Origin of the sequence: Paraburkholderia sp. BR10872 (assembly GCF_040965835.1) — a bacterium.
GTDB classification, from domain to species: domain Bacteria; phylum Pseudomonadota; class Gammaproteobacteria; order Burkholderiales; family Burkholderiaceae; genus Paraburkholderia; species Paraburkholderia nodosa_A.
The window spans coordinates 55,161-68,412 of sequence record NZ_JBFRCN010000025.1; the positions used below are offsets into that span (position 1 = coordinate 55,161).

10 protein-coding genes are annotated in these 13,252 nt (G+C 65.7%); all 10 read left to right on the plus strand.

Annotated elements, in window-relative coordinates:
• The first annotated feature begins 18 nt into the window (after positions 1-18).
• Genes tssB through tssK form a run of 10 tightly spaced genes read left to right on the plus strand, consistent with a single transcriptional unit; the run spans position 19 to position 13,247 of the window.
• Positions 19-534 carry a type VI secretion system contractile sheath small subunit gene (tssB, locus tag AB4Y43_RS20300; RefSeq protein WP_069268862.1) on the plus strand — a complete coding sequence of 172 codons (516 nt, stop codon included), beginning with the start codon at positions 19-21 and terminating at the stop codon, positions 532-534.
• Between the two features lie 10 nt (positions 535-544).
• The gene (gene tssC, locus AB4Y43_RS20305) at positions 545-2,059 is read left to right on the plus strand and encodes a type VI secretion system contractile sheath large subunit (protein ID WP_368728617.1); all 1,515 of its coding nucleotides are present in this window, start codon (positions 545-547) and stop codon (positions 2,057-2,059) included.
• 50 nt (positions 2,060-2,109) lie between these two features.
• Positions 2,110-2,601 carry an Hcp family type VI secretion system effector gene (locus AB4Y43_RS20310; protein WP_368606370.1) on the plus strand — a complete coding sequence of 164 codons (492 nt, stop codon included), beginning with the start codon at positions 2,110-2,112 and terminating at the stop codon, positions 2,599-2,601.
• A gap of 7 nt (positions 2,602-2,608) precedes the next feature.
• A complete protein-coding gene (tssE, locus tag AB4Y43_RS20315) occupies positions 2,609-3,118 on the plus strand; it encodes a type VI secretion system baseplate subunit TssE (protein ID WP_368728618.1) in 510 nt (169 codons plus the stop codon).
• On the plus strand, positions 3,115-4,965 hold the full coding sequence (gene tssF / locus AB4Y43_RS20320) for a type VI secretion system baseplate subunit TssF (RefSeq protein WP_368728619.1): 1,851 nt from the start codon (positions 3,115-3,117) through the stop codon (positions 4,963-4,965). Before tssE ends, tssF begins: the two co-directional genes overlap by 4 nt.
• Complete coding sequence (gene tssG, locus AB4Y43_RS20325; protein WP_368728620.1) at positions 4,950-5,966, plus strand: type VI secretion system baseplate subunit TssG; 1,017 nt, start codon at positions 4,950-4,952, stop codon at positions 5,964-5,966. The genes tssF and tssG overlap by 16 nt, the downstream gene beginning before the upstream one ends.
• Positions 5,967-5,970: 4 nt before the next feature.
• Positions 5,971-8,574: a type VI secretion system ATPase TssH gene (gene tssH, locus AB4Y43_RS20330; RefSeq protein ID WP_368728621.1), complete on the plus strand. Its 2,604-nt coding sequence runs from the start codon at positions 5,971-5,973 to the stop codon at positions 8,572-8,574.
• On the plus strand, positions 8,561-10,546 hold the full coding sequence (locus AB4Y43_RS20335; protein ID WP_368728622.1) for a type VI secretion system Vgr family protein: 1,986 nt from the start codon (positions 8,561-8,563) through the stop codon (positions 10,544-10,546). The genes tssH and AB4Y43_RS20335 overlap by 14 nt, the downstream gene beginning before the upstream one ends.
• Complete coding sequence (gene tagH, locus AB4Y43_RS20340) at positions 10,543-11,904, plus strand: type VI secretion system-associated FHA domain protein TagH (RefSeq protein ID WP_368728623.1); 1,362 nt, start codon at positions 10,543-10,545, stop codon at positions 11,902-11,904. Before AB4Y43_RS20335 ends, tagH begins: the two co-directional genes overlap by 4 nt.
• 8 nt (positions 11,905-11,912) lie before the next feature.
• The gene (gene tssK, locus AB4Y43_RS20345; protein WP_368728624.1) at positions 11,913-13,247 is read left to right on the plus strand and encodes a type VI secretion system baseplate subunit TssK; all 1,335 of its coding nucleotides are present in this window, start codon (positions 11,913-11,915) and stop codon (positions 13,245-13,247) included.
• The last annotated feature ends 5 nt before the right edge of the window (positions 13,248-13,252 follow it).

Consider the following 13,252-nt stretch of genomic DNA (forward strand, 5'->3'; position numbering starts at 1 on the left):
AACCAGGAGAACGGTCAAATGGCCAAGGAGAGCAGTCAGAAGTTCATTGCGCGCAATCGGGCGCCGCGCGTGCAGATCGAGTACGACGTGGAAGTGTACGGCTCGGAAAGGAAGGTCAACTTGCCTTTCGTGATGGGCGTGCTGTCCGATCTCTCGGGGCAGCCGCAGGAAGCGCTGCCGCCCGTTGCGGAACGCAAGTTTCTGGAGATCGACATCGACAACTTCGACGAACGGCTGCGCTCCATGAAGCCGCGTGTGGCGATGCAGGTCGACAACACGTTGACCGGCGAGGGCAAGATCGGCGTGGACATGACTTTCGCGAGCATGGACGACTTCGAGCCCGCCGCGATCGCGCGCAACGTCGAGCCGCTCGCGAGGCTGCTCGAAACGCGCAGCCAGTTGCAGAACCTGCTGACCTATATGGATGGCAAGACCGACGCGGAAAAGCTCGTCGCCCGCTTGCTCGAAGACCCTGCGCTGATGAATGCGCTTGCCGCCGCGCCGAACCCCCAGGGCGAGCCCGACTCCGAATAAAGGACCCAAGATGGCAGACACCCAACTCGATCCATCCGCGTTCGCGCAGCCGGAAAGGCAGGAAGCCGACGCGGCGAGCCCATCCGGCGAGTTTCAACAGCTCTTGCAGAAGGCGTTCCGCCCGCGCACGGAGAAAGCGCGCGAAGCGGTGGAAAGCGCCGTGCGCACGCTCGCGGAGCAGGCGCTGCTCGACACGCACCGCGTGTCCGACGATGCGCTCGCGACCATCGAAGCGTTGATCGCGCGCATCGACGAAAAGCTGAGCGCCCAGATCAACGTCATCCTGCATGCGGAGCCGTTCCAGCAGCTCGAAAGCGCGTGGCGCGGGCTGCACTATCTCGTCACCAACACCGAGAGCGACGAGAGCCTCAAACTGCGCGTGATGAACATTTCGAAGACCGACCTGCACCGCTCGCTGCGCAAGTACAAGGGCGTGGCGTGGGACCAGAGCCCGCTCTTCAAGCGGCTTTACGAGGAAGAGTACGGCCAGTTCGGCGGTGAGCCGTACGGCGCATTGGTGGCCGACTACTACTTCGACAACAGCGGCCCCGACGTCGATTTCCTCACGCAGATGGGCAAGATTTCCGCTGCCGCGCACGCGCCGTTCATCGCGGGCGCGGACCCCGCCGTCATGCTGATGGACTCGTGGCAGGAGCTGGCGAATCCGCGCGATCTCACGAAGATCTTCCAGACGCCCGAGCACGCCGCATGGCGCTCGCTGCGCGATTCCGAAGACTCGCGCTATATCGGCCTCGCCATGCCGCGCTTTCTCGCGCGCACGCCCTATGGTGCGAAAACGAGCCGCGTGGAGGAGTTCGATTTCGAGGAAGACACCGCGGGCGCGGACGCGTCGAAATACGCGTGGGCCAATGCGGCCTACGCGATGGCCGTGAACATCAATCGCTCGTTCAAGACGTGGGGATGGTGCTCGCGCATTCGCGGCATCGAGTCGGGCGGGGTGGTGGAGGATCTGCCGGTCCACGCATTTCCTACCGACGACGGCGGCGTCGACATGAAGTGCCCGACGGAAATCGCCATCAGCGACCGCCGCGAAGCCGAACTGGCGAAGAACGGTTTCATGCCGCTCGTCCACAAGAAGAATTCGGATATTGCGGCATTCATCGGCGCGCAGTCGCTCAACAAGCCGATCGAATACGAAGACCCGGACGCCACGGCGAACGCCAACCTCGCCGCGCGCCTGCCTTATCTGTTCGCCTGCAGCCGTTTCGCGCACTACCTCAAGTGCATTGCGCGCGACAAGCTCGGCAGCTTCAAGGAGAAGGACGACATGCAGCGCTGGTTGCAGGACTGGATTCTTCAGTACGTGGACGGCGACTCGGCCAACTCGTCGGAAGAGACCAAGTCGCGCCGGCCGCTCGCGGCGGCGGAAGTCGTGGTCGAGGAAGTGGAGGGCAATCCGGGCTACTACACGTCGAAGTTCTACCTGCGTCCGCATTATCAGCTCGAAGGCCTGACCGTCTCGTTGCGGCTCGTTTCCCGGCTGCCGTCGACCAAAGCGGCCTGAGCCGCGGCGGTTTTTCAAACTTGTACGAACCTGATCAATAAGGAATCCAAATGGCAGTCGATATTTTTCTGAAACTTGGCACGGTCACGGGCGAGTCGCTGGATCAGACTCACAAGGACGAAATCGACGTGCTCTCGTGGAGCTGGAGCATGGATCAGTCCGGCACGATGCATCTCGGCACGGGCGGTGGCGGCGGCAAGGTCGACGTGCACGATCTTTCGATCACCAAGTACACGGATCACGCAACGCCGGCCATCATGACCGCGTGCGTAACGGGCAAGCACTTCCCCACCGGAAGACTCACCGTGCGCAAGGCGGGCGGCAACAAACCGTTGGAGTACTACACGATCGACCTCGACAAAGTGCTCGTCACGAACTACGCGACAGGCGGATCGGACGGCGAAGACCGCTTCACCGAAACGGTGACGCTCAACTTCGAGAAATTCCACGTGACCTACCAGCAGCAGGATCCGACCACCGGCTCGGCGCTCGGCGGCGTGGTCGAGTGCAAGTGGAACATTCCGGCCAGCGCAACGGCGTAAGTGGATCATGCGCACGAGAAACGCGGAGCGCGTGCAGCCGTCGCTGCTGGAGCGGCTGACTGACCACGCGCCCGAAGCGACAAGCGAAGTCCGCGAGCATCGGGCCAGTTCGGCGCGCGCGCAGCGCTTGAGCGTCATGCGCGATATCGGCTGGCTCCTCAATGCGCGGGGCATCGCGTCGGCGCAGGAGATCGCGCGCTATCCGTGCGTGGCCGACTCGGTGCTCAACTTCGGCTTCGCGGAGCTGACGGGCAAGAGCGCGTCGGACGTGGAACTGAGTCGGATCGAACGGCTGATTGCCGAGGCGATCGGCGCATTCGAGCCGCGCATCGTGCGCGGCACCCTGCGCGTGCGCGCCATTCAGTCCGGTGGGGTGGATATCGCACACAACGCGCTGGCGTTCATCGTCGAAGGCGATCTCCATGCGCACCCTGTACCCGAGCGGCTTTATTTGCGCACTGAACTCGATCTGGAAGCCGGCAAGGCAAACGTGTACGAAGAGGTGACGCCCAGATGAACCCCGACTTCCTTCAGTACTACAGCCGCGAATTGCAGCACGTTCGCGAGATGGGTGGCGAGTTCGCCAAGGCGTTTCCGAAGATCGCGGGGCGGCTGGGCCTCGAAGGTTTCGACTGCGCCGATCCGTATGTGGAGCGTTTGCTCGAAGGGTTCGGCTTTCTGGCCGCGCGCGTGCAGATGAAAATCGATGCAGAGTTTCCGCGCTTCACGCAGCATCTCGCCGAACTGGTGTATCCGCACTATCTCGCGCCGACGCCCGCGATGACGGTCGTGCAACTGCAGCCCGACAAGACTCACCCCGCACTGGCGGACGGCGTTGCCGTGCCACGCGGTACGGCCCTGCAGGGTCGGTTCGACGGCGAACGTGCGACGCGCTGCGAGTTCCGCACGGCGCACGCGCTGACTTTGTCTCCGCTCGAACTGGTGGAGGCGCGGCTTTTCACTCACACCGGCGCGCTGCCCGGCGTCGCCGCCGTGCCGCGCGGCGTGAAGGCAGGCTTGCGCCTCAAGTTGCGCGCGCTCGGCGAGCGCACCATCGGCGATCTGACGATCGATCATCTGCCCATCTACCTGCGCGGCAGCGACGGCGCGGCGGCGAAACTTTATGAACTGCTGGTCGGCTCGACGCTTGGCATCGCGACATCCGGTGGCGTGCTGTCGCCTTCGTCGCTGCGCCCGCTCGGCTTCTCCGACGAAGAAGCCCTGCTGCCCGTGAGCGATCAATCGTTTCCCGGCTATCGGCTGCTGCAGGAGTATTTCGCATTTTCCCAGCGCTTCATGTTCATCGGCATCGATGGATTGCGCTCGCATTTCGCTCGTTGCGAAAGCGACGAAATCGAGCTTGTGGTACTGCTTTCGAAGGGCGATACCACACTCGAACAACGGGTCGACCACGAAAACTTCGCGCTGCATTGCACGCCCGCCATCAATCTCTTTGCGCGCCGCGCCGATCGCATCGCGGTGACGGGTGAGCAGTTCGAACATCATGTGGTGGCGGACCGCACGCGTCCGCGCGACTTCGAGGTCTATCGCGTGCAAAGCGTGACGGGCCATCGCTCGGGCGGCGGTGCGCCGATCGAATTTCAGCCGTTCTACCGAATGCGCGATCTGGGCGCAGGCGAACCCGACACGGCGTTTTATCAGGTGCGGCGCGAGAAACGTCTGCCATCCGCCCGCGAGCAGGAGCGCGGCACGCGTTCGTCGTATTCGGGCAGCGAAACCTGGATCGCCCTGGTGGATACGCACGAAGCGCCGTATCCCGGCGATCTGCATCAACTCGGCGTGAGCGTGCTGTGCACCAACCGCGACCTCACGCTGACGATGCCGCTCGGGCGGGGCGAAACCGACTTCACTCTGGAGCTGGAAGCGCCGGTTTCCGCAGTGCGCTGTGTCGCCGGGCCGAGCCGCCCGTTGCCATCCTATGCGCAAGGGGCAGTGGCGTGGCGTCTCTTGAGTCACCTGTCGCTCAACTATGCGTCGCTCGTGGACGACGCGGACGGGAGCGGCGCGCGCGCCATGCGTGACTTGCTCGCGCTCTACGCGCCCGAGGGCGACGGCGCGGCCGCTCGGCAGATCGAAGGTCTGCGCTCCATCGGCTCGCGCGCAGTCACGCGCCGCTTGCCGTCGCGCGGGCCGATCGTGTTCGGCCGCGGCCTCGCGCTCGATGTGCTGCTCGACGAGAGCGGTTTCGAAGGTGCGAGCGCGTTTCTGTTCGGTGCGGTGCTCGCGCGCTTTTTCGAGCAATACGTGTCGATGAATTCGTTTACCGAAACCTGCGTGTCCTCGACCACTCGCGGTGAAATCATGCGCTGGGCGCCGGGGAGCGGGCAATGCCGGACGCTGTGATGCTATTCGAGCGCTTCTCTGCCGATGCGAACCGCTTCGACTTCTTTCAGGCCGTGCGGCTGGTGGAATGTGCGCATAGCGGGTTGCCGCGCGTGGGCGCTTCGCTGCGCCCGCGTGACGACGCGGTGCGATTCGGTCAGGAACCCGAATTGATCTTCTTTCCGACTGCGTTACGCCATTTCGCCAGCAAGCAGGACGCCGCGCCGAAGCTCGTCGTGAACTTCTTCGGTCTGCTCGGCCCGAATGGCCCGATGCCCACGCATCTGACCGAATACGTGCGTCATCGCGCGCGTAACGCGGGCGATCCGACTTTCGCGCGCTTTCTCGACGTGTTTCATCACCGCATGGCCTCGCTGTTCTATCGCGCGTGGGCCACGGCGCAGCCGGTGGTCAGTCTCGATCGCGACGACAACGATCGATTCTCCGCATACGTGGGCACCGTGTTCGGGCTCAACGAAGCGGCGCTGCGCAACCGCGACAGCGTCCCCGATTTCGCCAAGCTGCATTTCGCGGGGCTGCTCGCGGGGCCCACGCGCCACGCAGCGGGTTTGCGGATCGTGCTGTCGCGCTTTTTTGGCTTGCCAGTGGAAGTCGTGCAGAACGTGGGGCACTGGATGAAGCTGCCCGCAGCTGCGCTGACACACCTCGGCGCGCGCGATGAAAACGCCCTCATGGGTGTCGGCACGATGCTTGGGGGCCGCGGGTTCGATCGGCAGCACAAGTTCCGCGTCGTGCTCGGACCGCTTTCGCTGAGCGATTACGAGCGCTTCCTGCCGGGCGGTACGAGCCTCGCGCGGCTCGCCGACTGGGTGCGTCTATACCTGCGCGACCCATTCGAATGGGACGCGAACCTGCAATTGCGGCGCGCAGAGGTGCCGCGTCTCGCATTGGGGCGCAAGCAGCGCCTCGGCTACACGACGTGGCTGCACGCGCGCGCCGCCACGGCCGACGCGACGCAACTCGAGCTTCGTCCGTTGATCCCATCTCATGCAAAGGACTAGTGCAATGGCAGACATCAGCCGCGCCGTCATGTTCGGCAAACTCGATACGCTCAGCTTCGGCGCGATGGAGAGTGCGACCACGTTCTGCCGATTGCGCGGCAATGCGTATGTCGAGCTTGCGCACTGGCTGCATCAGATGCTGCAGTTGCCCGATTCGGATCTGCACCGCGTCATCCGGCACGCCCACATCGAACCCGCGGCGCTCGCGCGCGATCTGACCGATGCGCTCGACCGACTGCCGCGCGGGGCGGCCTCGGTCAGCGATATTTCATCGCAGCTGGAAGAGGCCGTGGAGCGCGGCTGGGTCTATGCTTCGCTGCTCTTCGACGCGCAGAAGGTGCGCAGCGCGCATGTGCTCGTCGGCGTGTTGCAGACGCCCGTGCTGCGCAACGCATTGCGCGGTATTTCGCGCGAGTTCGATCGCGTGAAGCTGGATGACCTCGTTGCCAACTTCGCCGATGTGCTCGACGGTTCGCCGGAAGCATCGACGCAGGCGCCTGTCGTGACGCAGGAGCCCGACACGCCGCATCGCACCGACGACGCCTTGCAGCGCTTCACCGTCGATCTCACGGTCCAGGCGCGTGAAGGCCGGCTCGATCCCGTGGTGGGCCGCGATGCGGAGATTCGCCAGGTCGTCGACATCCTCATGCGGCGCAGGCAGAACAATCCGATCCTCACCGGCGAGGCGGGGGTCGGCAAGACGGCCGTGGTCGAAGGCCTCGCACTGCGCATCGCGGCGGGCGACGTGCCGCCCGCGCTGCGCGACGTGAGCCTGCGGGCGCTCGACGTCGCACTGCTGCAGGCCGGAGCGGGCGTGAAAGGCGAATTCGAAGCGCGGTTGCGTCAGGTGCTGGAAGCCGTGCAAGCGGCGTTCCATCCCATCATCCTCTTCATCGACGAGGCGCACACGCTGATCGGCGCGGGCGGCGCGGCGGGCACCGGCGACGCGGCGAATCTGCTCAAGCCCGCGCTTGCACGCGGGAGTGTGCGCACCATCGCAGCAACGACGTGGTCGGAGTACCGCAGGCACATCGAGAAAGATCCGGCGCTCACGCGGCGCTTTCAGGTCGTGCAGATCCACGAGCCCGAGGAGGCTCGTGCTGTGACGATGATGCGGGGACTCGCTGCCGCGCTGGAAACGCATCACGGCGTGCAGGTGCTCGACGAGGCGATCGAGGCGGCGGTGAAGCTCTCGCATCGCTATCTGCCCGCACGGCAGTTGCCGGACAAGTCGGTGAGCCTGCTCGATACCGCGTGCGCACGCGTTGCGGTGAGCCAGCACGCCACGCCGCCGGCCGTTGACGACGCGCAACGGCGCATCGAAGCGCTCAACACGGAGCTGGAGGTGATCGGGCGCGAGGGGGCGATCGGCGTCGATACGGCGGCACGTCGCGAAGCCGCGGCGGCGGCATTGCAAACCGAGACCGCGCGCCTTGCCGATCTGCACGCGCGCTGGAAGGTGGAGCGCGAGATGGTCGAAGACATCCTCGCGCGCCGCCAGGCGCTGCGGGAAGGCGCCCCGGACGCCGATCTTGCCGCGTTGCGCGAACGCCAGGCGCAACTCGCCGAGCATCAGGGCGACGCGCCGCTCGTGCTGCCGGGCGTGGACCGTCATGCCGTGGCCGCGGTCGTGCAGGACTGGACCGGCGTGCCCGTGCTCAACATGCTCAAGAACGAGATCGGCAATGTATTGCGGCTGAACGAGGTGCTCGACCGCCGCATCATCGGCCAGCAGCATGCCACGCAAATGATCGCGCGGCGCGTGCAGACTTCGCGCGCGGGCCTCGACGATCCGAATAAGCCGGTTGGCGTGTTTCTGCTCGCGGGCACCTCGGGCGTGGGCAAGACCGAGACGGCGCTCGCGCTTGCCGAGGCACTCTATGGCGGCGAGCAAAACCTCATTGCCATCAACATGAGCGAGTATCAGGAAGCGCACACGGTGTCGCTGCTCAAGGGCGCGCCGCCGGGCTACGTGGGCTTCGGCGAAGGCGGCGTGCTGACCGAAGCGGTGCGCCGGCGGCCGCACAGCGTCGTGCTGCTCGACGAAGTGGAGAAGGCGCATCCCGACGTGCACGAGCTGTTTTTCCAGGTCTTCGACAAAGGCCGCATGGACGACAGCGAAGGCCGTTCCATCGATTTCCGCAATACGCTCATTCTGCTCACGACCAATGCGGGCACCGAATGCATTGCGCAGTTGTGCCGCGATCCACGAACGAGCCCACCGATGGAGGTGATTGAACGCGAGCTCCACACGCAATTGCTGGAGACTTTCCCGGCCGCGTTGCTCGGACGCATGGTGACCATTCCGTATTACCCGCTCTCCAATGAGATGCTGAGCGCCATCATCCGGCTGCAACTCGGCCGCGTGGCCGAACGTGTGACGCTCACGCACGGCGTGCCGTTCACCTATGACGAGACCGTGGTGACGCAGATCGCACAGCGTTGCACGCGCATGGAAAGCGGCGGCCGCATGATCGACGCGATCCTCACCAACAGCGTGCTGCCGCGCATCAGCACGGCGTTCCTTTCGCGCGTGATGGACGGAAAGACGCTTGCGCGTGTGCATGTGAGCGTCGAGGACGAGGAGTTCAGCTATGCCTTCGACTAGTCGCCATGTGCATATGACCTGTGCGGCGCTCGGCGACGTCGCGGTGTTTCTGCGCATGTCGGCGAGCGAGGCGCTGGGACGTCTGAGCCGCTTCGAGATCGCATTCCTGAGCATGCACAACGATATCGACCCGGGCGCGGTGATCGGGCAGAACCTTTCTGTGACGCTCGATTATCCAGCGGGCGGGTCGCGCGAGTTCAACGGCATTGTCACGACGCTGCGTCTGCTCGCACCCGGCGACACCACGAAAAATCGCATGGCGCGCTATGAGGCGGTCGTGCATCCGCGCCTGTGGTTGCTCACGCGCGCCTCGCACCGGCGCTTCTTTCATCAGCGCACGGCACCGCAAATCGTTGCGCAAGTGCTGGAGTCGTACGACATCGACTTTCGCAACGCATGTACGGCGAGCTACCCGGCGCTCGACCATTGCGTGCAATACCGCGAAACGGATTTCGACTTCGTGAGCCGCCTCATGGAGCGCGAAGGCATGCATTACTTCTTCGAGCACGCAGGCGGCAAGCATACGCTCGTGCTGGCCGATTCCGGCGCGGAGCATCGGCCCATCGCGCACTATGAGTCGGTGCCGTTTCAGGGCTGGGACACGCCGGAACCCGATGAAGAATGCGTCTACCGCTGGCATGCGGGCGCGACGCTCGAAACGGGGCGCTACGAAGTCAACGACTACGACTTCGAAAAGGCCTCGGTGAGCAACAGCGAAGGACTCGTTTCGCGCGCGACACGCAGCGCACCCTACGATCCGCCGCGGTATTTGATGCAGGAGCATCTGAGCGGGCATCTGAAAGCGGGCGACGGCGAGCGCCTCGCGCGCATCAACGTGGAGATCCATCAAACGCAGAACGACGCGATGGAAGGGCGCGCCACCTCACGCGGCATCGCAGCGGGCGGCTTGTTCCGGCTGCGCGATCATCCGGGTGGCGCGCAGAACCGTCAGTATCTCGTGATCGAGAATCAGGCCGAAATCGTATCGGATGCCTATGTATCCACGAGCGATCCCACACAGCCGATGTTCGACTGTCATTTCAGGGCGATTCGCAGCGACAACACGTTCCGTTCGCCGCGCATCACGCCCGTTCCTCACACTGCGGGCCCGCAGACGGCGGTCGTGATCGGCCCGCCGGGCGAAGAGATTCTCACAGACAAATACGGGCGCGTGAAAGTGCAGTTCCATTGGGAGCAGCTTTCGCAGGCAGGCGGCGCGGATCGGCTCGATCGCTGCTGGGTGCGCGTGGCGCAGGGCTGGGCGAACCGGCGCTGGGGGGCGATGTGCCTGCCGCGCATCGGCCAGGAGGTGCTGGTGGATTTCATCGAAGGCGATCCCGACCGGCCAGTGATCGTCGGCGCGGTCTACAACTCGACCAACATGCCGCCGTACGACCTGCCCGCGCAAAGCGCGGTGTCCACGCTCAAGAGTCAGTCGACGAAGGGCGGCAACGGCTACAACGAAGTCCGCCTCGACGACCGCAAGGGCGGCGAACAAATGTTCTTTCACGCCGAGCGCGATCACGAAACGTGGGTCAAGCACGACGCGCTGATGAACGTCACCGGCGAACGGCATCTGTGCATCGGCGGCGAGGAGTTTCGCGAGACGCGCGGCGCACGTAACGATTCGGTACTGGGCAGCAGCACGTCGCGCGTGGTTGGCCCCGTCTCGGCCGCCAGCATGACGACACACGAGCAGTTCGTGGGCGAGGCGTACTCGCTCGACGCGGGCGCAGCCGTGCACATCAAGGCGGGCGCGGCGGTGGAAATCGAGGCGAGCGCAACCATCGCGCTGCGTGCGGGAGCGTCGTACATCCTCATCGGTCCGGAAACGATCGAGATGTCGAGCTTCCCGATTCCGCTCGGCCCGGGCGTGCCGCCGGTGTCGCTTTCCGTGGCCCCCGCGCCGCCAACGCCGCCCCGCGACGCCGACGACGGCACGAGCAAGATTCGCAATCAGGAGGCTCCGTGAGATTGACGTTGACTGTTGAGGGCGGCGAAGCCGGTGAGCACGCCGCGCCACGCACGATGGAGATCGACGATCGCGCAACGATTGGCCGCGCGCCGGAGAGCACGCTGGTGCTGAGCGACGCGCAGCGCGGTATTTCGCGCATGCAGGCGAGCATCGAGCGCCGTGACGGCATCTATGTGCTAATCGATGCCGGAAGCAATCCGACACTGCTGAATGGCGAGGCGCTGAACGGCGCGCACGAGGCCGTGTTGTCCGATGGCGACCAGATCCGGATTGGCGCTTATACGCTTGCGGTTTCCATCGAAAAGGACGAGGAAAGCCGGGCGCCATTCGATCAAACGCTGATGACGCAAGCCACGCCGCCTGCGCGGCTACCCGCAGCGAGCCTGCCGGGCACGCCGGAGTTCGAGGCGCCGCCGAGCGCGCCGCTCATCCCCGACGACTGGGACGCGCCCCGCGCTTGCGCTGCGCCGCAGCCTGTGCGCGACGAAACGCCGTTCACGCCCGACCCGCTCGCCGCGACGCCATTACTGCGCGAACCGGGCCATTTCGGCGGCGAAGCGAATCAGGCGCTAATGGACGTGCTGGGCTCCGCCGACCCGTTACGCGACGCCCCCGCGCCGGCGGAGCGCGAACCGGCCGCGCCGTTACGCAGTTTCGAGCACGTCTCGCCAGAAAAAGCCGTGACTGCCATACCGGCGCACCGGTTGGACGCGGCGCGCGCGGCGGCACCGGAGACCCGCCCCGCAGCCCCTCGCGCGGACGATTCGGCAGTGCTGGACGCACTGCTGGAGGGTCTCGGCATCGCGTCCGCCGATGTCGCCCACCTCAGCGCGCCGGACGTCGCGCGCCTCGCCGGCGCGCTGTTGCGCGAAGCCACGCAGGGCACGATGAGCGTGCTGCGCTCGCGCGCGATGGCGCGCCGCGAGGCCCGCATGGCGATGACGATGATCGAGGCGCGCGACAACAACCCGCTCAAGTTCTTTCCCGACGCAGACCGCGCCTTGACGCAAATGCTCGGCGCGCGCGGTCGCGGCTACCTCGCGCCGGACGAAGCCTTGCGCGCCGCGTACCGCGATATCCAGGCGCACGAACTCGCACTCGTCGCCGGCATGCGCGCCGCGTTCGACGACGCCATGGCGCGCCTCGACCCAGACGCGATCGAGGGCTCGCTCGACGCGCCCTCCGGCCTCGAGGCGCTCGTCGGCAATCGCCGGGCGCGCCTGTGGCTGCGCTTCGTGAAGACGTGGGAGCACGTGTCGCGCGACGCGGGCGACGATTTCCAGCAGCGCTTCGGCGAACCGTTCGGCCGGGCCTATCAGGCGCAGCTCGACGCGTTGCAATTTCCCAAGGATTGAGTCACAGCATGTACTGGAACAACAAAGTCATCTGGTCGGAGGGCATGTTCCTTCAGCCGCAGCATCTCCAGCAGCACGACCGGCACGTCGAGGCGCTGCTCGCGGGCAGCGTGAACGGCCTGCGCGCCTATGGCTGGGGCTTTACGACGCTGGAGATCGACGAGGCGCTGCTCAAGCTCGGCAAGCTGGCGTTGCGCGCGGCGGCAGGCGTGCTGCCCGACGGCACGCCGTTCAACCTGCCCGCAGACGACGATCTGCCCGAGCCGCTCGACATCCCGGAAAACGCCGCGAACGTGACCGTCATGCTCGCGCTGCCGGTTCGCCGCGCCGGCGCGCCCGAATCGGGCGGCGACGGGCACGCCGACGATCTCGCGCGTTACGGCGCGGGGGACTTCGAAGTGCACGACAGCAACGACGCCGACGCGCCCAGCACGTTGCTGCAGATCGGCAAGCTGCGCCTGCGCCTCGCGCTCGCGCCCGAGGTTGCCAACGCGCATGCATGCGCGGGCGTGGCGCACGTGATCGAGCGCCGCAGCGACGGCCGCGTCGTGCTCGACGACGACTATTGCGCGCCGTGCCTCGACTATCGCGTGGCGGGGCGCCTCGCGCGCTTCTCGACCGAGCTGGGCGGCCTGCTTCAGCAGCGCGGCGAAGCGCTCGCCGGACGTCTCGCCCAGCCCGACAGCGCGGGTATGGCCGAAATCGCCGATTTCCTGCTGCTGCAGATCGTCAATCGGGCGCAGCCGCTCGTCACTCACTTCAATGCCATGGATGGTTTGCATCCCGAAGCGTTCTATCAGTCGTGCATCGCACTGGCGGGCGAGCTTGCTACGTTCAGCCAGACTGGGCGGCGGCCACCGACGTTCGCAGCATACCGGCACGACCGGCTGAAGGAGACCTTCGAACCCGTGATCGATGCGCTGCGGCTGGCGCTGTCGCGCGTCGCCGATCCACAGGTCGTGGCGATTGCGCTCGAAGAACGCAAGTATGGATTGCGGGTGGCGCGCGTTGCGGACCGCACGCTCTTTGCCGGCGCGACCTTCGTGCTCGCGGTGCGGGCGCAGGTGCCGGCCGGCACGCTGATTTCCGCGTTCACAAGCCAGGTGAAGATCGGCAGCATGGAAAAGATCCGCGATCTCGTGAACCTGCAGCTGCCTGGCATCGCGTTGCGCGCGCTGGCGGTCGCGCCGCGCCAGTTGCCGTTCCACGCGGGCTACAGCTATTTCGAACTCGACGACCACGACGAAGCGTGGGCAACGCTTGCCGCTTCGGCGGGCATGGCGCTGCACGTGGCGGGCGAGTTTCCCGGGCTCACGATGGAACTCTGGGCCATCCGTCATTGAAGTCA